Source organism: Barnesiella intestinihominis YIT 11860, assembly GCF_000296465.1.
In the GTDB taxonomy this organism is placed as follows: Bacteria; Bacteroidota; Bacteroidia; order Bacteroidales; family Barnesiellaceae; genus Barnesiella; species Barnesiella intestinihominis.
On the sequence record NZ_JH815203.1, the window covers coordinates 905,189 to 927,813 of the forward strand.

The window sequence follows — 22,625 nt, forward strand, 5'->3', positions numbered from 1 at the left end:
CCGTTATGAATTCGTATCAGGGTATCGCTCTCGAAATCGGCTCCCGCATATTCCAAAGAACCCCGACGTGCCGTAACATGACTGCTCATGGCCGCTGTCCCCGATGTACTGCCGAAGGTCTGACACGCAGGGATAACGACCGTTGTCTGTGGTGTGAGGTATTTACTGCCGGTTCTCTTGCCGTCGGCGGTGTAATAATTCACGATAGCCGACCCGTTGCGGAACTGCACGGTATCGGGCTGGTTCAGCAAATTGTATCGTATGCTCTTCATTGGTATGTGGGCTAATCTCTTGGATAGGTAGGTCATTTTCCAGTTAAAACAATATTCGATGGTTTGAAAAAATATCTTTCTTCAAGCTGCGTCTTTAAAAATTGAGTGAGTTCACTCTCCTTCATAAGGACAATCCTTTCGGAATAAAAATTTGATTCCGGATCTGTTTTGACAATAAAATATGAAAATGTCTCACCGGGTGCAATTTTTTTAATAAACGAATATCCTGTATTGACGGGTAGTTCGTCTAATATGCAATCACCCATCAGATGTAGATAACTGAAATCGCCATGTGCCTGTAAAAAGAATTCGCGCATCAACAGAAGGTTCGATTTATTCTTTATCGGCTCCAATGACACCCAAGTTATATACTCTTCGTTTGAATGATTTTTCATTCGATACTCATCTACAATCTCATGCTGATTGGTGAATCCATTGACATATCTCAACGATACGGTATCAATCTCTATTGGACTCTGTGCATTTAAATTCATAGCACAAAACATGAAAAACGAGAAAAATATATAGACCATTGTTTTCATCACTCTTGCATATTTTTAACATTTCCCTAAATTATTTGCTTTTTGAGTTGGTGTATTTCCGGCTGCGGAAAATACCCCCCGAAGGGAGGTATCGAGACGCTGCACGACTACTGCCACAGGTTACCATTGCCTAATTTAATAAACCATGCCGTGTTTCCCCACTACCGGTTCTCGTTCAAATGTAGTATCGTTTAACTCTTCAAGCCCATCTAACATAGGCTCCCATACTATTCTATAATAGTCTATGCTTTTTCTCAGTAAATACAACAACCGATTGTTGGTATAGCTTCTCCCCCTAAACCAAAAGTGATCATACTCACCCATACATATTTTTTCTTCTGAGCCGTCCTTGTAACGTAAGGTATAGGATGCTCGAGTATCAGGAGGATAAGGGTTAGCATTGGGGGTTAGTTTTTTCAACTCGTCATGAACTTCCCGCAACAGCTTCGGATCGATCAATAGAGTGTCGACTATGCCCATTGAGTCCGGATATTCTATCAGACCGCTATCGGTAATATCGATGAATGGTCCGATCATTCTTTTTCTCAGACAGTCGCAATCTATATCTACTGGACTGTTAAATGAATAGTTATAATATAGCACATATATCGATTCGATTGAATTTTCATTATCTTCACTCTTCCCCAAAAAGGGTAAAAGCAAAAACAGAATCGGGAATATTAAAATCGACTTTTTCATAATGGATTATTTTAAGGATATAAATATTTTATTTCTTTGTTTGATATTGAGATTTCTTTATACAATAGATTGATAAAATTAATCCGTATATAGCATAAAAAAGAAGAACTTTAGCATATAATATCAACTCTAAAAAAAAAAGTCTTTTTGACAAATAGGAATTAAATTATTACTGCCGTTAGGTAAGTAATCTTCAAAATAATACTTTATATTAATTTCCTGATTGATAATAAATAAAACACTATAAACAATTACTATCAAAGAAAATAGTATAAATATGTACTGTAATATCTTATTTAATTTTTTATTATTCATAAGTGTTACCAAGAGCCTCCTGCACCGTTTGACAAATTAAAAAGATTTCTTAATATATAACTGGGAAAAGACAATAATTAAAAAACAATTAACCAAAATAGCAATGTCGTTTTCAGAAAAGTTTTCAATCCAATTTTATTTTTAATTACAAGTATTGGCGTATAATTCCCAATTACTGCCAGCAAAGCATTTATCAATAATACCCAATTCGGATACATAAATAAAAACAACCTATTTGTAAGATTGTAAGCATAAAGCAAATATAGTGATTGAATTAGCAACAATACATTTATACATATTACTACTAATCCCATTATTCTATCCATTTTAAAAGTTGCCATAAATTACCAATTTGAAGTTACTTTCATATATTCGTTTTCATTATTGTATATTTGAAAAGATACATTATTACTAATGCTATTCATAGGCAGTATTTTTATTGTATTTTTATGTCGTTGAAAAAATGTTCATAAGATTTCAATTTTGTTTCTCCTACATGCTCATAGACAATGGCAATACCATATTTGAAATAATTATCTTCTCTAAAATATTTTTTTCCATTATCTGTCATATAGTACCCTCTTATACTACGAACATCTTTACCTAGTACAAATTCACTACATATTATTTTATCCGACAAATCTGTCAAAGGTAAATTTATCATACTTCCACAATGTATTATTATTGCAGCAGAATCTAAAACGCAATTTATTATTTTGAAATAACCCTCTTCATAATTGACAACATTAATTTTGTGGATTGCTGGATACTCGATAATCAGATTCTTGTTATGGCACAATATCGTATCTGTTTTTGTTTGTATTTGACCAAAAGCAATATTTGTCAAACAAAAGAACAATACCATTAATAATACTTCACGGGTTCTTCTTTTCTTCATAATTATTTTCTGCTTGTTTTACAACTGTTTTTATTTGATTTTCCAAAATAAGATTTGTAGGAACTTTTGTAATTTCAAAAATATTCATATGTAATTCCTCATCCCAGATCACACGAACTTCTGGTTTATACGTATGGCTTGCTTTTACTACGTTGCGATAAACTTCGTAAAAATAGGCATGCCCAAAAGCTTCGTGTGCGGTAGTCATTACTTGCTGTTTCTCATTCAAATTTTTTCCAACAAGAACATATACTTTATTGTCAGGCGAAGGATTCGACTCTGTATTCGGCATTTCAGTTGTACCTCTATAAAAATTTCCTCCTGTTGAGGAATTATCGTAGTAAGCAAAACCTGCGTGATCTTTGTCCTTAACTTGAAAACTATATACTACCTCACTATTCGCTAATGCTTTCAAGGCAGTCATATTTTCGGAGAAACTTTTCGATTTGTTCAATCTTCTTATATCAAGTACTCCACTTTTGTCAAATCTTAAAAACTTTACCTCTTGCTTTGTTAGTGTATTACTGATGTTTTTTTGAGAAAGTTTATCCGCTTCTACCTTCCTTCCGTCCGGGTCTACATATTTCACCGGATTGTTATTACAATAGGCATAAGGCGAGATGGAATAATATTTCTCGCAGAGAGGATCCATAGTGGTGAATCGGCAGAGAGCCGGATAATACATACGGGCATCGAAGTCGTAACTGTCATAGCCGTGCAGCTCTATAAACTCCTTTCCTCCGTATTTGTACGGCTGTTCTTCGGGCTGGTAATGGGCTTCATAAGGAAGACCGAAAGGATAGTATTGCATACGTTGGTAGGTGACGGTTTTTTGAAGTTCGATATACTGCATGTCGCCTCTGTCGAACCAATCGAAGGGGACGGTAGCAAGGTGGCGGGGTGGTTTGTCGATTTCTATAAATTTCAAATTTTTAAGCGCACTGCCGTAGACGGTGCGGATATTCCCTTGATAATCCCGCACGAAGTACCGGAAATCTTGTTCCGAACAATCCAAATAGCCGTCGCCGTTATGAATTCGTATCAGGGTATCGCTCTCGAAATCGGCTCCCGCATATTCCAAAGAACCCCGACGTGCCGTAACATGACTGCTCATGGCCGCAGTCCCCGATGTACTGCCGAAGGTCTGCCCCGCAGGGATAACGACCGTTGTCAGTGGTGTGAGGTATTTACTGCCGGTTCTCTTGCCGTCGGCGGTGTAATAATTCACGATAGCCGACCCGTTGCGGAACTGCACGGTGTCGGGCTGGTTCAGCAAATTGTATCGTATGGCGACAATATCCCGGTCGAGGTCGGCCGTCATATTTCCGTTGGGGTCGTAAAAATAATCGAGTCCATTATAGTTATAATCCCGATATTCTTTCATGTCGTATCGCCCCTGTTCTCCCATCATATCGGTAATCTCTACTACCCTATTCCCTTCATAAGACCAGTTCATCTCGTCTATCATTCCGCCCCTTCCCCCATTGCGATACAAATTTACCATATTACCATGCTTGTCATATTCATACTCGACATGATAGCGGCCGCTAGAAAAATCACTGCCCGTCACCGAATAGGCCGAAGCCAGCCGGTCGTGGGCATCATAAGTGAAGCGATAGCCGTTCACAATCGTGTCGGTATCGGTGCGATATGTCCAATTCATCGCCGATATATTTCCGTTGTAACGAACTTTCCCATAGTTTCCCATAAGGCTTTCGTAATACAAATTCTGCACGAAATCGACATCTTCTATCCGAGTGATCCAACCCTGCAAATTATACCGATATTTAGCATGCGTCAGTCCTCCGTCGATACTTTTGCCGGATATCCGTCCCAACTCGTCGTATTCATATCTCCAATCGGTAGACAAAGAGTCGTTAACCGTATAATCGGTGCGGGTGAGGCGTCCCGAGCGGTCATAAGTATTTTCTACGGACTCCGATACCGATAAACGCCCCCGGGAATCCAAATGTTCCGTGTATGATTCAAGAATATTTCCCGAAAGGTCGCATTGAGCATAAGTCATTTCATAATCGCCCGATACATGCCGAGTGCGTGTCTGTACGGGATTTCCATATTCATCGTAATAATAAACGGTAATCGCATATTTGCTCCTGTCCGTCAAGTCGAACACCTGCGTCCCGGTCAGCAAACCTTTGGCCGAGGAATAAGCCGCACCATATCCCTCCTTACTCCGATAGGCAAGCTGCGAGGCTGCCGTCCCCTCGATGTACAAAAAAGAATAGTCGTCGTAATAATTGACCGTGAGCAACCGGTAATCATTGGCGGCAGGCAGCAGAATCCTGAGGGTATAACCCATACCCGGCCACGCAGTATAACTATCGGCACGTTCCTCGACAAACCTCCTTTCCCTGCAATACCGATACAAGTCCGGTGGACTCTGCAACGGATCCGTCTCATAAGTATACAGCACTCGGGAGAGGGCATCATATTTGGTTATGGTCCAGAGGCTTCCGATCTGTTGATTGCCGTCCTGACTCATGACCAATCGATTAGCCCTATCGTAAATCATCTGTATCGATTTACAACCGGGCAAACGCTTCCCTATGCAGTTCCCCCGGTCGTCGTATTTATAGAGATAGGCATACTGTTGCAAAAGAGTGTGGCTGTCGGGATAATTGCCGGTATTATACATTCCGTCCACAGCCATCGGGGGCAGTACATAGCACAGCCTGCCGTGGTCGTCATAAATGTAGTAAGTGTCATAACCGTTTCCCTGACGGGTCATAACCACCCGACCCGATTTATCGGTGAAACTCTCTTGCCAAATTCCGTCCTCGTCGGTTTCGCGAGTAACATAAAGAGCACCCGGCGTATACCGCCCCACTCGTTGTACCCCATCGGACGAAATGCGGAAAAGAACGACCTCTCCTGCCGTATTGCACCGATATGCAACAGTCTTCGGGTGAGCGTTCCAAACAGCTCCGGGATTTTTCACACCGACTGTCCGGCTCAACGGTGAGTTTTCGTACAAAGTCTCCCGATAGAGATATGTGTCTCCATAATAACTTTGAGCCGTCTGCCCGTATGTAGAAGGATTCACATAACAGCCGTTGTTCCCCGATACGGGTGTGGGAAGCCCTTGACGATATTCTCTCCCGGCCTCGTCGTAACCGACTGTGGACAGCAGGTCGGCGCCCGTTGCCGTGAAACCCACTCGGGCAGTCTGTTCGGGACGACCCAGCCCGTCATAATAGACCACGGTCGCAAGCGCCTGCGAAGCCCCTTCGGCAGTTATCCGGCCGTCCTCTATATTCGCCGACGTACTACCGCCGGGAAGAACGACCTCCACGATATAATTTTTTTCAGACGACAAACTCAAAGGAATATCGACGGCAACCGACACTATCGCCGACATGGGCGACAAAAAGAGTATAGACAAACTCATTGAAAAGCGGAGGGGTCTTTTCATAGTATCGTGATTTTGTGTCTCTCCGTAAATTTATGCTTTTTTTTTACATTTCCCCAAATATTTCACGCTTTTTTTTCATGCCTCGGCTCCAAACGACTGTTTTAACCCTCTTCAAACAAAATTCGGGAATTATTTTCGAGGAAAGCCCCATGAAACACATTCCCCCTATGCATAGCATGAAAGCCGGCTCTTCCCATTATCCGGGAATCACCCTTCTCCGAACAATCGCACAGCATTGGCCGTGGTAGCCTCCTCCACCTCGGCAGTCGTAATATCCAGAATTTCGGCTATTCGCTTCGCCATATAAGGCAAATACGAAGGTTCGTTCCGTTTGCCTCGATAAGGCACGGGAGCCAAATACGGGGCATCGGTTTCGAGCAATATACGCCCGATGCCCACTTCTCGTACCATATCTTCAAGATGAGCGTTCTTGAAAGTAACGATGCCGTTTATCCCGAAATAATAGTCACCGGTTCCCCTCAGCAGACGCACCTGTTCGGCCGACCCCGTGAAACTGTGGAACACCCCTCGGAATGCCGGCACTCTGCCCGACTGCAACAGAGCCAATATTTCGTCGAATGCCTCCCGGCAATGAATAATCACCGGCAAACCCGACTCTGCCGCCCACCCCGTTTGCATCACAAAAGCCTCTTTCTGCTCCTCGGCATAGGTCTTGTCCCAATACAAATCGAGCCCTATCTCGCCCACGGCGCAATACTCCCCGGAGAAAAGCAGCTCTCTCACCTGTCCAAGCCGCTCCCGATAATCGTCCTCCACCGACGTGGGGTGTAGCCCCATAGCCATACGGCAATAACCGGGAAACAAATCGTTCGTGGCATGCATGGCTTGCACCGTGTCGAAATCGACATTGGGCAATATCACTCGTTCGACTCCCGCTTCACGGGCGCGGCGCACCACCTCGACACGGTCTTCGTCAAACTCTTCCAGATAAATATGCGTGTGAGTATCAATCATCTTCGGGTCGTTTTTCTCCACTGCGGTAATAATATACTACGCCGTAAGCCCGGCAACGGTTCAAACGGATTTCGGCAGGAAGATCGGCGTAATACGTTTCCACCTGATTCCACAAATCCAAGATAATCCGGTCCGCCTCCTCGCGCAAGGCATCCAATCCCGACTGGGAACGAGTCGTATTCAGTTTATAATTCTGTTGTTCCCGATAGGCTTCCTTGAAAATATCGTAATGCACGGTCACTTTCGCGATCGTAGGGTTATAAATAGGTGCGCCTCCGTGCGACACCCGTTCGCGTTCCCCCTCGATGAGACGTTCTCCCCAAACGAGAATGTGCTTCTCGCCGGTCAGCTCGGGCACGGCAAAATCTTCGGGGTCGAGCCCGTAAAACAATTTGTGTTCCTTACGCACCTCGTTACGCAACACTGCCAAATTAAGCACCTGTATGAAATGCGAGATGTACAACCGGGCCGTCTTCAAATGCGACTGATATTGTCGGTTGGCCTCGGCCTGAGCCGTATAGCAATACTGGAACTGCCCGACGGCACTTTTGAAGCGTCTCAAAAGTGCGCGGGCCTCGTTCAGCGTTTTATACGAAGCCGCCTGCTTGTCCACATCGCACTCGTGCTCCATCGCCACCGCTTTTTCGAGAGCGGTAAGGCGGGCTTTGTCTGTATTCGGTAACCGGCGGTAAGGCATTGTTTCTGAAAAATTTTAGTGATCTCGTTTTATCAATGAATTCGCCAAATCGTATAAAGGCTGCTTCGCCGCTTCGTCCACTCCGATTTGCCGCAAAGCCTCTATCGCCCGACGACTGTATTCGTCGACCTGCCGCAGACACAAATCGCCCGCACCGACACGGTCGTACAACGCCGTCACAGCAGCTATCTTCTCGGAAGGATCGTATTCGGCCGCGCCCAACCAGCGGGACAACTCCTCGGCATCTTTCCCTTCGACCCGTTGCCGGGCATTGATGAGCATATACGTTTTCTTGTTATTCAGAATATCGCCTCCTATCTTTTTCCCGAAACGGGCAGGGTCGCCATACACGTCCAACCAATCGTCCTGCAACTGGAACGCCAGTCCCAAAGACTCGCCGAAACGGTAGACACAATCCGCATCCGTCTCGCTCGCTCCGCCTATAATCGCCCCTATCTTCAACGCTCCTCCCAACAGCACGGCTGTTTTCAAGCGAATCATCTCGATATATTCCGCTTCGGTCACATCGTCCCGACGCTCGAATTCCATATCGTATTGCTGACCCTCGCAAATTTCAAGAGCCGTTTTCAGGAACAACTCGACGACAGCCCCCGTGTGCGGAGCTTCCGTGCGGGCGATATAACGGAAAGCGATGATCTCCATGGCATCGCCCGAAAGTATGGCCGTATTCTCGTCCCACACCTTATGCACCGTAGGTTTACCACGGCGCACGTCGGCTTTGTCCATCACATCGTCATGCAACAGCGTAAAGTTGTGAAACACTTCCAACCCCACCGCCGCATTCAATGCCCGACGATAATCGCCCGCAAACATCTCGCAGGCAAGCAGCGTCAACAACGGCCTCACGCGCTTACCGCCTAACGACAACTCATAACGCACGGGAGCATACAATCCATCGGGTTCGGCGGCATATTCTATCTTCGAAAGTTCAGCTTCTATCGCATCGAAATATCTTTGCAGTTTTTCCATAAACTACTTGAAAATTTTTATGTTTTACATAGAACAGAGTTCAAAATTAACGATTTCCATCGAGCCGAGCAAACATAACTCACAATATAATACGAATAAAGTTCCGATACAAACTCGTTCCGCCACATACTTTATTGCCCTTTTTCCCGTTAATAAATCATCGGGAACCATTCTGCCGAAAGCAAAATTCAATCACGCGACCTTCTGCCGACCGGGAATTTTGGCTATCTTTGAAACCCGAAAACAATTATGACACATACGTTTCGATATATAACGGTTCTTCTGGCGACTGTCACTACATGCTTCGCCGGGAGGGGACAAGAGGGGAAAAGCTCGTTCGACTTTCTCAATATCCCCACCTCTACCCACGCCTATACGTTGGGAGGAACCAATATATCCGTCATCGACGAAGATATAAACCTCGTCAATCAAAACCCGGCTCTGATGGGACCCGAATCGGATTTGCAACTCGGGCTGAACTACATGAAATACGTCGGGGGAATCAATCTGGCAGGAGCCACTTTCGGAAAGGCGGCCGGAGAACGGGGAGCATGGGCGGCCGGCATACAATACTACGGGTACGGCAAAATGAAAAGTGCCGACGAAACCGGCGTGATCACCGGTGAATTTTCACCCAAAGACATCGTCTTCAACGGTATCTATGCCCACGACATCACCACGACCTTGCGGGGCGGAGTCAATGCCAAAGTCATCTACTCCTCCTACGAACAATACACCTCTTGGGCGCTTGCCGTCGATCTCGGCCTCAACTATTACAACGCCGACAACGACCTCTCGCTCTCGCTGGTAGCACGCAATCTGGGTGGACAAATCAAACGTTACAACGACACTTTCGAACGCATGCCGTTCGATTTGCAGATAGGCTATACGCAAAGCCTCGAACATGCGCCCATACGGGTGTCGGTCACCGCTCGTAACCTCACAAGGTGGAAACTTCCCTATCCCACCATCGAAAGCAGCTCTTACACCGGGAGCGACGAAATCGTCGAAAAAAGCGGATTCGTGGACAACCTTTTCCGCCACCTCATTTTCGGCGTGGAGTTCCTTCCCACCGACCGCATTTACATAGGAGTGGGGTACAACTACAAAACCCGCACCGACATGCGCACCGCTCACCGTAACTTTCTCTCCGGATTCAGCATAGGCGGCGGAATCAAAGTCCGCATGTTCGGCATAGGTGTCGCCCTCGCACAACAACACACGGGAGCGACCACGCTCATGGTCAACCTCTCGACCAATCTTTTCGAATTCAAAAAATAAATGCTTATGAATAAACCTGAACCTCGGATAATCATCGCTGTCGACGGCTTCTCGTCGTGTGGGAAAAGTACGATGGCGAAAGCTCTTGCCCGGAACATAGGCTACATTTATATCGACAGTGGCGCAATGTACCGCGCCGTCACCCTCTACTGCCTCGACCACGGTCTCATCGACGGCGACACGGTCGATACCGATACGCTGAGGTCCCTCATGGACGACATTCAAATCGATTTCCGCCCCGATTCCGAAACGGGTATGACACACACATTTCTAAACGGAATCGACGTAGAGCGTGAAATTCGCTCCATGCGAGTATCCGATAAGGTAAGCCCCGTTAGTGTCATACCTTTCGTGCGCACGGCTATGGTTGCCGCACAGCAAAAAATGGGCGAACGGAAAGGTATCGTCATGGACGGGCGCGATATAGGCACGACCGTATTCCCCCATGCTGAACTGAAAATATTCGTCACGGCCTCAGCGGAGACTCGGGCACAACGACGTGTCGACGAACTGAGGGCGAAAGGTGTCGATGTCGATTTCGACGAAGTGGTCGCCAACATCAACAAACGCGACCACATTGACCAGACCCGTAAAGAAAGCCCTTTGCGCAAAGCCGACGATGCCATAGAGCTCGACAATTCCCACATGACAATCGCCGAGCAGGACGCATGGCTCATGACCCGGTACAGAGAAACCGTCGATAAACTTCGATAATCACCCGCAAAGGTAGAAAGGAGACAGGTTATGGCACGCATAGAAATAGACGAACATTCGGGTTTCTGCTTCGGTGTAGTCACGGCTATCCGCAAAGCCGAAGAAGAACTCGACCGCACCGGACGACTCTACTGCCTCGGCGACATCGTACACAACAGCAACGAGGTGGAACGACTCAAAGCCAAAGGGCTCATCACCATAGACCACGAGCAACTCAAACAGTTGCACGACGTGAAAGTATTGCTGCGAGCCCACGGCGAACCTCCCGAAACCTACCGAATCGCCGCCGAGAACAACATCGAAATCATCGATGCCACCTGCCCCGTCGTGTTGCAACTGCAACGTAAAATCAAAACCGCATACGATTCCAACCCTCCCGGCGAGGCGCAAATCGTTATCTACGGCAAAACCGGACACGCCGAAGTCAACGGACTGGTGGGACAGACCCACGGCAAAGCCGTCGTCATCGAGGGGGACAAAGACCTCGACAAGATAGACCTCCGCAAAAAACTGTTGCTCTATTCCCAGACAACCAAGTCGGTAGAAGGCTTCCGCCACATCGTCGACGAGATAAAACAGCTGAAACCCGATGGACAATTCGAATCGTTCGACACCATCTGTCGGCAAGTCGCCAACCGCATTCCCAATATCAGGGAGTTTGCCCGCCGACACGACCTTATCCTGTTCGTTTGCGGGAAAAAGAGTTCCAACGGACGGGTGCTTTTCGGAGAATGCCTGCAAGTCAATCCCCAATCCCGACTCGTTTCCGACATCAGCGAAATAGACCCCACTTGGCTCGAAGGAAAAGAGAGCATAGGTATCTGCGGAGCTACCTCCACCCCCCGCTGGCTCATGACCGAAGTCCAAGAATACATAACCCGGTTATTGGAAACGACCGGCTCTACCGCCACCCGATGACCGACCGTATTTCTGTGAATACCCAAAAGCAAGCATAATCCGGCTCAGCCCGGATAAGTTTACTCCGATACTTTATACAAAAATAGATTCTACCCCTGCCTTTCATTTTGGTAAATAGTTTATCAAAATGAAAGGCATTTGCGCTCCGAAAAAACCGACTATCGCCATAATAATCAACAATTTAATCATATCCCCACAAAAATGGTCTGCCATTTGTCGTGCAAGAGATATGAAACTCTACATCATATCAAACAGACTGCCGGTCAAGGTAAGCGAAAAAAACGGAACGTTTTCATTCACCCGAAGCGAAGGCGGACTGGCAACGGGGCTCGATTCTCTTCAAACTGCTTACGAAAAGCATTGGATCGGGTGGCCGGGAATTTGTGTGGATAATGATAGCGACAAACAAGCGATCGGGGAAAAATTGGAAGAACTAAACTTTCACCCCGTATTCCTGTCCGACACCCAGATAAAAAATTATTACGAAGGTTACAGCAACAGTACCATCTGGCCGCTGTGCCACTATTTCTTTGCCTATACATTGTACAAGGACACTTTCTGGCAAGCCTACCGAGAAGTAAACAAGCGATTCTGTGAAACCATCTGCCGGCTGATAAGCCCCGAAGATAAAGTGTGGGTACAGGATTATCAACTGATGTTATTGCCCGGTATGCTTCGAGAAGCCGTTCCCGACTTGTGCATAGGCTATTTTCATCACATACCTTTCCCGTCCTATGAACTCTTCCGCATATTGCCCGAACGAGCCGAGATTCTCAAAGGTCTGTTAGGAGCCGATTTCATAGCTTTTCACACTCACGACTACATGCGGCACTTTATCAGTGCGGTAGAACGCGTGCTGCGCATGAATTTCAAATTGGACGAAATACAGTTAGGCAATCGGGTCGTACGAATAGATGCCCTTCCTATGGGGATTAATTACGACCTGTACCACAATGCTTCTACACAACCGGAAGTCCGTCAAGCGGTCGACCGCACGAGAAAACTGTTCGGAGATCACAAGTTGATTCTCTCCGTGGACCGCCTCGATTACAGTAAAGGAATCCTGCACAGGCTGCGAGGCTTCGCCGCCTTCCTCGAACATCACCCCGAATATCATGGCAAGGTCGCTTTGGCTATGATCATAGTCCCCTCGCGCGACCACGTAGGCAGTTACGCCCAATTAAAGACCAAAATAGACGAAGAAATAGGCTCCATCAACGGGGCGTATTCTACGATGGATTGGACTCCGGTATATTATTTCTATCACGGATTTTCTTTCGAGGAACTGACAGCCATGTACCACATGGCCGACATAGCGCTTGTGACCCCCCTCCGGGACGGAATGAACTTGGTAGCCAAAGAATATGTAGCCGCCAAAAGCGAAAATCCCGGTGTATTGATTCTCAGCGAAATGGCAGGAGCAGCCGTCGAATTGACCGACGCTCTGTTAATCAATCCCAATGACACGGGACAAATCGAACGGGCAATTTGTCAAGCATTGGAAATGCCCGTAGAGGAACAGTTGCGACGGCTGCAAAACATGCAGAAAATCATCTCGACCCAAACCGTCGACAAATGGGCTGCCGACTTTACCGACGAGTGGAACGATATTTGCCGCAAGAACATCTCCTTCCGCAAAAAACAGATTACAGCAAACGCGATAGGCACTATCAAACAAGAGTACAATAGAGCGAAAAAACGGCTCATTCTTTTGGACTACGACGGAACATTGGCGGCTCTCAAACCCCGCCCCGAAGATGCCGAGCCGACACCCGAACTCATAGAAACGCTACAAAAACTTTGTGAAGACTCCGACAACCACATCGTTATCAATAGCGGGCGCGATCATTTCACATTGGAAAAATGGCTGGGGAACCTTCCGGTCTCGATAGCTGCGGAGCACGGAGCATTCTATCGGGAAAACGGGCTATGGCACAAAAACATCAACAAACCGGTATGGAGCGCAGGTTTGTTATCTATCCTCAAACTATTCGTAGCGAAAACACCCCGTTCGCGTCTGGAAGTCAAAGAAACCGCCATCGCATGGCACTATCGGGAAAGCGATGCTTGGCTGGGAACTTTGCGAGCCCAACAATTAGCCAACGAACTTGTTTCTATCTGTATACAACAGAAATTGCAAATCATTCAGGGAGACAAAGTGATCGAAATAAAATCGCCCGATTACAACAAAGGCTCGGAAGTTTCCCGCCAACTCAAAAAAGAATATTACGATTTTATTCTGGCTATCGGCGACGACACCACCGACGAAGATATGTTCAAGGCCCTGCCCAAAAATGCGGCAACCATAAAAGTGGGTTACGTCTCCGAAACCGCCAGATACAACTTGCCATCGCAGGAACAAGTCCTCCCCTTGTTGCAAACATTGGTAAATATTTCGGGCGAGTCATCGACCAACGATAAAGTCCGAAAAGGATTGAACTCCGCATTACATTTCTTTAAAGAACTACTAAACTTAAAATAAAACCGATGAATAACCTCAACTATGGTGTAATTGGAAACTGCCGGACGGCAGCGCTCATATCGGAAAAAGGGAATATCGAATGGTTGTGTTTCCCCGACTTCGATTCGCCCTCTATCTTCGCGGCACTGCTCGATAGGGACAAAGGCGGTTGTTTCGGATTCGAAGTGTCGAACGAATACCGCATCTCGCAATCTTATGTACCTCATACCAATATACTATCCACCCATTTCTCTTCCGACGAAGGAGAATTTGTCGTGCTCGACTTCATGCCGTGCTACCGTTCCTATGAAAAAGAGCACTATCTGCCCGCAGAAATATATCGTTATATCCGTTGGATAAAAGGGACACCCCGGTTTAAAGTAAATTACAATCCGGCTCCCGATTATGCGCGGGGAAAAGTCATACACAACATTACCGACGAATACATCGAAACTTATTGTTCGTCCGAGAACAAAGACCGACAATACCTATACTCTTCCCTGTCTTTACAAGATATCGAACAAAAAAAGGAAATCACGCTCCAACAAGATGAATTTTTCCTGCTGTCATACAACGAAAAGGTAATTCCGATAGACATCGAACGGGAAAAGCTCGAATATTGCCGCACACTGGTCTATTGGCTCAACTGGACGAACCGGACTAAAAAATACTCGCTCTACAACGACGTTATAGAACGAAGTCTATTAGTATTGAAGTTAATGTCTTATTACAACGGAGCCGTATTGGCGGCACTCACTACGAGCCTGCCCGAAACCGTCGGCGACGTCCGCAACTGGGACTATCGTTTTTGTTGGTTGAGAGATGCATCCATGTCCATCGAGACCCTCTTCCAAATCGGGCATGCAGGAGCGGCTCGCAGATTTATGAAATTCATTCAATCCACCTTCGTCGCCAAGCACGAGTCTTTTCAAATCATGTATGGCATTCGCGGAGAAAGGCAATTAAAAGAAATCATTCTGGACCACCTCGACGGATATAAAAACTCCAAACCGGTGAGAATAGGAAACGATGCCTATCACCAAAGGCAAAACGACTCGTTCGGTTATCTCATGGACTTGATCTACCAATACTATCGACTCATGCCGGGGACGTTAGACGAGATAGAAGACATGTGGGAAATGGTGAAGAGTATTCTCGCCACAGTCGAAGAGGAATGGAGAGAACCAGACAAAGGAATCTGGGAAATCAGGGGGGAAAGCCAGCATTTCGTCTCTTCGAAAGTAATGTGCTGGGTCGCTTTGGATCGGGGAACGAAAATCGCCAATATGCTAAAAAAATACAAATATATCGAACGCTGGCAGAAAGAAGCCGACAAGATAAAAACCGATGTGATGACTCACGGCTGGAAAGAAAAAATCCACAGTTTTTCCCAGACCTACGAAAACACGGCCTTAGATTCCTCCCTGCTCCTCATGGAACCTTACGGCTTCATCGAAGCGAACGACATTCGTTATCACCAAACAGTGAAAGCCATAAAAAAAGCGTTGTTACACAAAGGCTTGATGTACCGGTACAACAGCAAAGACGACTTCGGACTGCCCTCCTCGGCATTCACGATATGCACCTTTTGGCTCGTGAGGGCTCTTTTCGTCATAGGAGAAAAAGAAGAGGCCCGCTGTCTGTTCGACGAAATACTGAAATGCTCCAATCACTTAGGTCTGTTCAGCGAAGATTTGGACTTCGACACCAAAGAACAATTAGGGAATTTCCCCCAAGCCTATTCCCATCTGGCTCTGGTAAACACGGCCATTCTATTTGCAGAAGAAGACAAGAAATTATCGTTCATTCGACCCTAAAAAACAGAAAAGAGGCGGTATTACGAAAACATTTCTTCACAATATCGTCATCTCTACTGTACCGGTATTTGACTTTTAATTTCTATATTTGCCCAAAAAGCAAAAATAGGAGAAGGTGCAGCATAAAATTAGCGCAAGCTCTTTTTTCTACATTCACCTTTCACTATCTTTGCTACCAATTAAACAATATAGGTTATGTCGCAAATTAAATGTGTAGGTATTTTAACTTCCGGTGGCGATGCTCCCGGAATGAATGCGGCCATTCGCGCGGTAACTCGTGCAGCCATCTACAACGGATTCGAGGTAAAAGGTATTTATCGAGGTTATAAAGGTTTGATTACGGGAGAAATAACCCCTTTCAAAACGCAAAATGTAAGTAACATCATACAGTTGGGAGGTACGATATTGAAGACAGCCCGCTGTCAGGAATTCAAAACGCCCGAAGGACGAAAAGTCGCTTACGACACACTCGTCAAAGAAGGCATAGATGCCCTTGTCGTAATCGGAGGAGACGGAACATTGACCGGTGCGCGCATTTTCGCCACCGAATACAACTATCCCATCGTAGGATTGCCGGGAACGATAGACAACGATCTCTATGGAACCGACACCACGATCGGATACGATACGGCACTGAACACCATTATGGATGCCGTCGATAAAATACGCGATACCGCAACGTCCCACGAAAGACTTTTCTTTATCGAAGTCATGGGTCGCGATGCCGGATTCCTCGCTTTGAACGGAGCCATCGCTACGGGAGCCGAAGCAGCTATTATTCCGGAGATTTCGACCGAAGTGGACCAACTCGAAGAACTCATCAAGAACGGATTCCGCAAATCGAAAAACAGCAGTATCGTGTTGGTAGCCGAAAGCCCCATCACCGGTGGAGCCATGCACTTGGCAGAACGGGTACAGAAAGAGTACCCGCAATACGATGTCCGCGTAACTATTCTGGGACACATTCAACGGGGAGGTTCACCCACGGCGCACGACCGCATTCTGGCCAGCCGCATGGGTTCGGCCGCCATCGATGCCCTGCTCGAAGATCAACGTAATGTCATGATCGGTATCCGCAACAACGAAATAGAATATATTCCTTTCAATAAAGCTATCAAAAACGACAAACCCATAGATCGCGAATTGCTCAACACGTTGAGAAAACTCTCGATCTAATCACGGGGAACAAAAAATTTCATTGCACGGGGCTGCCTGATTTTATTCCATCAAGCAGCCCCGGTTTTATTGGGAAAAGACCGACCTACACCCTCACCCGGTCCGATGGGTCGAGCAACTTGTAAAGCAAGAAAAATTCTGGCTTGGTAGAAATTCAGAAGTGATTTTTATGCAGCTAACTCCTCTCTCCCCCTGTGTTCCTACAAGGAATATAGGGGGAGTGCCCGTAGGGCGAGGGGGTTAAAACGACAGTAGAGCCAAAATATTGAATCTCACCCTCCTCCCCTGTGTTTTGCAACGCAAAATATAGGGGAGGTGTCCGAAGGACGGAGGGGTTAAAAAAGAAAGTTGAATAAAACCGAAAAAAGGACTGGTTAATTCCGCCTTTATCGGGCGGCGAAGACGCAAGGAAGACGGAGGAAAAAGGGCGAGGACTGTTTGTGCGAAGCGAGTTCCGCAGACCCCGACGACGACCGAGGCGACGAGCCGAAAAGCCCGATAACTGCGGCGGCGCTTCTTGGTTCGTTCTTCTCGCTGCTGAGAAGAATGAACAACGATCTTTCAACCCCTCTCCTCAGAAACTACCGTTCCTTCGGTCTCTCCCCTATATTCTGCGTTGCAAAACACAGGGGAGAAGTATAAAATCTATCTCTCCACCCTAAAAGGAGAATACCCCTTAACCCCCTCACCTATATCCTGCGGCATTGTAGGGTATTCACACACTCCCTCCTACCGTGTCCCGTAGCCTTACGGGGTGTCGCAAAGCGATAGGGGGAGGTGGCACGAAGTGCCGGAGGGGTTAGAAAATACCGGTAGGGAGAAAGTTAGAATGTTTTTCTGAAAAGAAAATCGACAGGTTCGCCACACCGATTCGGCAATTCGCCTCAATTCTCAAATAAAATTTGCATTTGCTCCCGACTTGTTTTATCTTTGTTTTTCTTAGATTTCGAACTATGGAAACGTCCGATCAACAATACACCAACGAAGAGCAACTTATCGAAGATAAATTTCAAGAACTGCTCAACGGATATCTCAACTCCAACCACCGGAAGAAAGTCGAGATTATCGAGCGTGCGTTCAAATTTGCCAAAGAAGCCCACAAGGGAATACGCCGACGATCGGGCGAACCCTACATACTGCACCCTATCGCCGTAGCTCGTATCGTCAGTCAGGAAATAGGTTTGGGCTCTACATCGATATGCTCCGCCCTGTTGCACGACGTTGTAGAAGACACCGAATATACCGTCGAGGACATCGAGAACCACTTCGGGAAAAAGATAGCATCCATCGTCGACGGGCTCACCAAAATATCGGGCGGTATTTTCGGCGACCAAGCATCGGCTCAGGCCGAGAATTTTCGGCGGCTGTTGCTCACCATGTCCGAAGACATTCGGGTAATCCTCATCAAAATGGCCGACCGCCTGCACAACATGCGCACGCTCGGTTCCATGCTCCCCAGCAAACAATATAAAATCGCTGGCGAGACACTCTATATATATGCCCCGTTGGCCCACCGTTTAGGACTGTTCGCCATAAAGACCGAGTTGGAAGATCTCGCTTTCAAATACGAACACCCCGAGGCTTACAACCAAATCAAGCAGAAAATCGCCGAGACCGAAGAATCGCGCCAGCAAATTTACAACAACTTCTCCAAGCCGATTGTCGCGAAGCTCAAAGAAATGGGACTCGAATTCGAGATGAAAGCCCGGGTAAAATCCATCTATTCCATTTGGAACAAAATGGAATCGAAACACATACCTTTCGAGGAAGTCTACGACCTCTATGCGGTTCGTATCATTTTCAAATGCCCCAACGAGGCCGACGAGAAAAAAGAGTGCTGGGCCATTTACTCGGTCATCACCGACATCTACAAACTGCACCCCGAACGCACCCGCGACTGGGTGAGCCGCCCCAAAGCCAATGGATACAAAGCTCTGCATCTCACGGTCATGGGTCCCGACGGCAATTGGATAGAAGTACAAATACGAAGCGAAAAAATGGACGAGATCGCCGAACGGGGATTCGCCGCCCATTGGAAATACAAAGTGGGAAACTCCGACGAAGAGTCGGAACTCGACATCTGGCTGAAAACCATCAAAGACATTCTCGAACACCCCGAGCCCAACGCCATCGATTTTCTCGACACGATAAAGCTCAACCTGTTCAGTACCGAGATATTTGTCTTTACGCCCAAAGGCGAGCTCATCACATTGCCCAAAGACGCCACGGCGCTCGATTTGGCTTTCACCCTGCACTCCGACCTCGGCTTCCATTGTATCGCCGCCAAAGTAAATCACCGGCTAGTACCGCTGAACCAAAAACTGCATAGCGGCGACCAAGTGGAAATACTCACCTCCAAATCGCAAACGCCCAAAGAGGAATGGCTCAACTTCATCACCACGGCCAAAGCCCGAAGCAGACTGACGGCGTCGTTGCGGAAAGACCGGCGAAAAATCATAGCGAAAGGAGAGAAAATACTGAAAGACTTTTTCGAAAGCAATCACATCGAATACAACAACGATGTAGTAACCAAAATATTAAGCAACCTCGGCATACGACATCGGGACGATCTGTTCTACAAAATAGGAAATGACGAGATTACCCCCAACGAAAATATCAAAAAAATCATCAAGGAAAAAAGTCAAAATCCTTTCATGCGGTATCTGAAACTTTCGTTCGGCAGCAACAACGGGAAAAACGAACAGCCCAAACCCGTCACTCCTCAGCAACTTACGATAGACCGCAAACAGACCTACATTCTGCGAGACGAGAACGGAGTGAAAAACTATAAAGTAGCGGATTGCTGTTGCCCGATACCCGGTGACGACGTCTTGGGATATGTGGAAGACGACGAAACCGTAGTCGTGCACAAAAGGGAATGTCCCGTAGCCATGCGACTGAAATCGAGCTTCGGCCCACGGTTGGTGTCCACGCAATGGGAAGCCAGCGAATCGCTTTCCTTTCCCGCCAAGATAGAGATACAAGGTATCGACCGGATAGGGATTCTCAACGAAATCACCCGGGTGATTTCCAATGAATTGATTATCGACATGAGAGGACTCACCATAAAAGCCAACGAAGGCGTATTCACCGGGACGGTCAACATCATGGTGCACGACACCCGCGTCGTAGAATCGCTTTGTAATAAATTACGTAAAATAAAGGGCGTACAGAAGGTCGCACGCTGTAAAGAATAACCCGTAGAATCATGGATAAAAACCGTATACAAAAATTCCTGTCCAGCACACGTGTCCTGCAATTTGTCTTTTTCGTGGCAGCAGTGACATTGGTTACCTATTTCTTCCCGAGAGAAGGAAAATTTCGTTACACCTTTCAGGAAGGGAAACCGTGGAAGTACGGATTGCTCACCGCTCCGTTCGACTTTCCCGTTTATAAAGACGAAGCCGTCATTCAACAAGAACGCGACAGCATCATGCTCGACTTCCAACCGGTCTTCTCACACAACGAATCGATAGAGAAAAAGTCCGTCGACGACTTCGAAAAAGCATTGAGTAACTATACGGAAATGTCTATCCCGCCGACTCTCCGCAAGAACTTGGTCCAAGCTCTGCGAGAAGCCTATCGGAAAGGAATCGTCTCTTCCGAAGCATACACCCAACTGCAATCCGGAAAATTCAAGGAAATACGAATCCTCGAAAACAATGTCGCGCGCGAAATACCGGTATCCGAACTGCAATCCGCACGGGAAGCCTACGAGAACATGCTCAATAAATTCCCCGACTCCTACTCGCATCACATCTTACAAACCTGTAACCTGAACGATTTTCTAAACACGAATATCGCATTCGATAGTATTACGACCGACCGGCTCAAAGACAATCTGTTACAACGAATCGCTCTCTCCGACGGTATTGTTCAAGCCGGAGAACGTATTGTCGACCGGGGCGAAATCATCACGCCGCAAACCTATCGCATTCTCAAATCGCTCGAAACCGTCACCTTGAAAAAAAGCGTCGGCAATGACCACCGTGGTTACACCATACTGGGACAAATCATCGTATTCACCTGTCTCTTTTCTTTTTTCTATCTGTTCTTGGCACTGTTCCGTCCGCAGACTTTCAACGAGATGCGTACCCTCGGCTTTATGATGATGCTCATCGTGGGCATCTCCCTGATAGCTTTTTTCCTTTCTGAATTTCGGTTACAAGGCATATATTTGGTTCCGTTCGCCATTATTCCCATTATCGTGGTCACCTTCTTCGACTCGCGCACCGCACTCTATGTACACCTCATTACGGTACTTATCTGTGCTTTTACGGCGCCGTTCGCACTCGAATTCATCTTCTTGCAGCTTATCGTAGGCATGACCGCCATCGACAGCCTCAGCGACCTTTCTCGCCGCTCCCAGCTCATGCGCTGCGCCCTGCTCGTCTTCCTCGCCTACTGCTTTGCCTACGTGGGATATACACTCCTTTCCGAAGGCGACCTCTCGAAACTGAATTACAATATGTTCATCTATTTCGGAGTCAATTGTGTATTTCTGCTGTTCGCCTATCTCCTTATCTATATATTCGAAAAGGCCTTCGGGTTCATCTCCACAGTCACGCTGGTCGAATTGTCCGATGTGAACAATCCCATATTGAGACAGTTATCCGAAGAGTGCCCCGGAACCTTCCAACACTCCCTGCAAATCTCCAACTTAGCGGCCGAGGCGGCCAATAAAATAGGAGCGAAGGCTCAATTGGTTCGTACCGGAGCCCTTTATCACGATATCGGGAAACTCAAAAATCCGGCATTCTTCACCGAGAATCAATCGGGATTCAATCCGCACACACCGCTCTCCTTCGAACAAAGCGCACAAATCGTCATCTCCCATGTGAACGACGGACTTAAAATGGCCGATAAACTACGATTGCCCCAAGCTATCAAAGACTTTATCTCCACGCACCACGGACACGGGAAAGCAAAATTCTTTTACAACTCCTTCTGTAACAAATACCCCGACCAACCCGTAGACGAATCGAAATTCACCTACCCCGGTCCCAACCCGTTCACGAAGGAAACGGGAATACTCATGATGGCCGATGCCGTCGAAGCCGCTTCGAGAAGCCTCAAAGAATACACCAACGAAAGTATCTCGCAACTCGTCAACCGCATCATCGACTCGCAAGTCGCCGACGGTCTCCTGCGCGATACCCCCCTCAGCTTCCGCGATGTGGAGACGATCAAAGCTACCTTTATCGAGAAACTCAAAACCATCTATCACACCCGCATTAGTTATCCCGAACTGAATAAAAACGGGAAAAACGAGGAGGAAAAAACAGACAAGGAAACAACAAAAGCAGACAACAATGCTCCCTCTCCAACTGAAATAAAGAAATAATCGATAAAAATTCTATTCCTCTTTAACAGGCTGTCAAAATATCATTCTCGTTAGACGAACTTATGAAAATAAGCAAATGATAGGAACAACATA

Annotated in this window: 15 protein-coding genes and 1 pseudogene; 8 read left to right on the forward strand and 8 right to left on the reverse strand. The window is 46.8% G+C overall.

The genetic code is table 11. The features are described from left to right. From HMPREF9448_RS14695 to HMPREF9448_RS03745, 8 genes and pseudogenes are all read right to left on the reverse strand, one after another. Positions 1-272, reverse strand: a pseudogene (locus HMPREF9448_RS14695) (hypothetical protein); the annotation flags it as partial. A 32-nt stretch (positions 273-304) separates the two neighbouring features. Further along, entirely contained in the window at positions 305-766 is a 462-nt protein-coding gene (locus HMPREF9448_RS03705; protein ID WP_157260329.1) for a hypothetical protein, read from the reverse strand. Between the two features lie 183 nt (positions 767-949). Then, a complete protein-coding gene (locus tag HMPREF9448_RS03710) occupies positions 950-1,513 on the reverse strand; it encodes a hypothetical protein (protein WP_008861249.1) in 564 nt (187 codons plus the stop codon). A 751-nt stretch (positions 1,514-2,264) separates the two neighbouring features. Next, entirely contained in the window at positions 2,265-2,726 is a 462-nt protein-coding gene (locus tag HMPREF9448_RS03725) for a hypothetical protein (protein WP_008861251.1), read from the reverse strand. Next, entirely contained in the window at positions 2,704-6,159 is a 3,456-nt protein-coding gene (locus HMPREF9448_RS03730; protein ID WP_008861252.1) for a DUF6443 domain-containing protein, read from the reverse strand. The genes HMPREF9448_RS03725 and HMPREF9448_RS03730 overlap by 23 nt, the downstream gene beginning before the upstream one ends. Before the next feature lie 207 nt (positions 6,160-6,366). Next, entirely contained in the window at positions 6,367-7,134 is a 768-nt protein-coding gene (locus HMPREF9448_RS03735; RefSeq protein WP_008861253.1) for a TatD family hydrolase, read from the reverse strand. Then, positions 7,127-7,831 carry a hypothetical protein gene (locus HMPREF9448_RS03740; RefSeq protein ID WP_008861254.1) on the reverse strand — a complete coding sequence of 235 codons (705 nt, stop codon included), beginning with the start codon at positions 7,829-7,831 and terminating at the stop codon, positions 7,127-7,129. The genes HMPREF9448_RS03735 and HMPREF9448_RS03740 overlap by 8 nt, the downstream gene beginning before the upstream one ends. Positions 7,832-7,846: 15 nt before the next feature. After that, positions 7,847-8,821, reverse strand: coding sequence for a polyprenyl synthetase family protein (locus HMPREF9448_RS03745; protein WP_008861255.1), 975 nt, complete (start codon positions 8,819-8,821; stop codon positions 7,847-7,849). Positions 8,822-9,070: 249 nt separating this feature from the next. Here HMPREF9448_RS03745 and porQ point away from each other — a divergent pair, with 249 nt between their 5' ends. From porQ to HMPREF9448_RS03790, 8 genes are all read left to right on the forward strand, one after another. Next, positions 9,071-10,102 carry a type IX secretion system protein PorQ gene (gene porQ, locus HMPREF9448_RS03755; protein ID WP_008861257.1) on the forward strand — a complete coding sequence of 344 codons (1,032 nt, stop codon included), beginning with the start codon at positions 9,071-9,073 and terminating at the stop codon, positions 10,100-10,102. Next, positions 10,103-10,816: a (d)CMP kinase gene (gene cmk / locus HMPREF9448_RS03760; protein WP_008861258.1), complete on the forward strand. Its 714-nt coding sequence runs from the start codon at positions 10,103-10,105 to the stop codon at positions 10,814-10,816. A gap of 30 nt (positions 10,817-10,846) precedes the next feature. Then, positions 10,847-11,734: a 4-hydroxy-3-methylbut-2-enyl diphosphate reductase gene (locus HMPREF9448_RS03765; protein WP_008861259.1), complete on the forward strand. Its 888-nt coding sequence runs from the start codon at positions 10,847-10,849 to the stop codon at positions 11,732-11,734. A gap of 229 nt (positions 11,735-11,963) precedes the next feature. Continuing rightward, complete coding sequence (locus HMPREF9448_RS03770) at positions 11,964-14,216, forward strand: bifunctional alpha,alpha-trehalose-phosphate synthase (UDP-forming)/trehalose-phosphatase (RefSeq protein ID WP_040295952.1); 2,253 nt, start codon at positions 11,964-11,966, stop codon at positions 14,214-14,216. A 5-nt stretch (positions 14,217-14,221) separates the two neighbouring features. Further along, entirely contained in the window at positions 14,222-16,012 is a 1,791-nt protein-coding gene (locus HMPREF9448_RS03775; protein ID WP_008861261.1) for a glycoside hydrolase family 15 protein, read from the forward strand. A gap of 195 nt (positions 16,013-16,207) precedes the next feature. Beyond that, on the forward strand, positions 16,208-17,188 hold the full coding sequence (gene pfkA / locus HMPREF9448_RS03780) for a 6-phosphofructokinase (protein WP_008861262.1): 981 nt from the start codon (positions 16,208-16,210) through the stop codon (positions 17,186-17,188). Positions 17,189-18,141: 953 nt separating this feature from the next. Further along, the gene (locus HMPREF9448_RS03785) at positions 18,142-20,385 is read left to right on the forward strand and encodes a RelA/SpoT family protein (protein ID WP_008861263.1); all 2,244 of its coding nucleotides are present in this window, start codon (positions 18,142-18,144) and stop codon (positions 20,383-20,385) included. An 11-nt stretch (positions 20,386-20,396) separates the two neighbouring features. Beyond that, the gene (locus HMPREF9448_RS03790; protein WP_008861264.1) at positions 20,397-22,532 is read left to right on the forward strand and encodes an HD family phosphohydrolase; all 2,136 of its coding nucleotides are present in this window, start codon (positions 20,397-20,399) and stop codon (positions 22,530-22,532) included. Positions 22,533-22,625 lie beyond the last annotated feature (93 nt).

Bases quoted from the DNA above. Each gene is read 5' to 3' on its own strand.
- HMPREF9448_RS03770 (WP_040295952.1), top strand. From the start codon at position 11,964: ATGAAACTCTACATCATATCAAACAGACTGCCGGTCAAGGTAAGCGAA.
- HMPREF9448_RS03745 (WP_008861255.1), bottom strand. From the start codon at position 8,821: ATGGAAAAACTGCAAAGATATTTCGATGCGATAGAAGCTGAACTTTCG.
- HMPREF9448_RS03790 (WP_008861264.1), top strand. From the start codon at position 20,397: ATGGATAAAAACCGTATACAAAAATTCCTGTCCAGCACACGTGTCCTG.
- HMPREF9448_RS03725 (WP_008861251.1), bottom strand. From the start codon at position 2,726: ATGAAGAAAAGAAGAACCCGTGAAGTATTATTAATGGTATTGTTCTTT.
- HMPREF9448_RS03710 (WP_008861249.1), bottom strand. From the start codon at position 1,513: ATGAAAAAGTCGATTTTAATATTCCCGATTCTGTTTTTGCTTTTACCC.
- HMPREF9448_RS03705 (WP_157260329.1), bottom strand. From the start codon at position 766: ATGAATTTAAATGCACAGAGTCCAATAGAGATTGATACCGTATCGTTG.
- HMPREF9448_RS03765 (WP_008861259.1), top strand. From the start codon at position 10,847: ATGGCACGCATAGAAATAGACGAACATTCGGGTTTCTGCTTCGGTGTA.
- HMPREF9448_RS03730 (WP_008861252.1), bottom strand. From the start codon at position 6,159: ATGAAAAGACCCCTCCGCTTTTCAATGAGTTTGTCTATACTCTTTTTG.
- porQ (WP_008861257.1), top strand. From the start codon at position 9,071: ATGACACATACGTTTCGATATATAACGGTTCTTCTGGCGACTGTCACT.
- pfkA (WP_008861262.1), top strand. From the start codon at position 16,208: ATGTCGCAAATTAAATGTGTAGGTATTTTAACTTCCGGTGGCGATGCT.
- HMPREF9448_RS03740 (WP_008861254.1), bottom strand. From the start codon at position 7,831: ATGCCTTACCGCCGGTTACCGAATACAGACAAAGCCCGCCTTACCGCT.
- HMPREF9448_RS03785 (WP_008861263.1), top strand. From the start codon at position 18,142: ATGGAAACGTCCGATCAACAATACACCAACGAAGAGCAACTTATCGAA.
- cmk (WP_008861258.1), top strand. From the start codon at position 10,103: ATGCTTATGAATAAACCTGAACCTCGGATAATCATCGCTGTCGACGGC.
- HMPREF9448_RS03735 (WP_008861253.1), bottom strand. From the start codon at position 7,134: ATGATTGATACTCACACGCATATTTATCTGGAAGAGTTTGACGAAGAC.
- HMPREF9448_RS03775 (WP_008861261.1), top strand. From the start codon at position 14,222: ATGAATAACCTCAACTATGGTGTAATTGGAAACTGCCGGACGGCAGCG.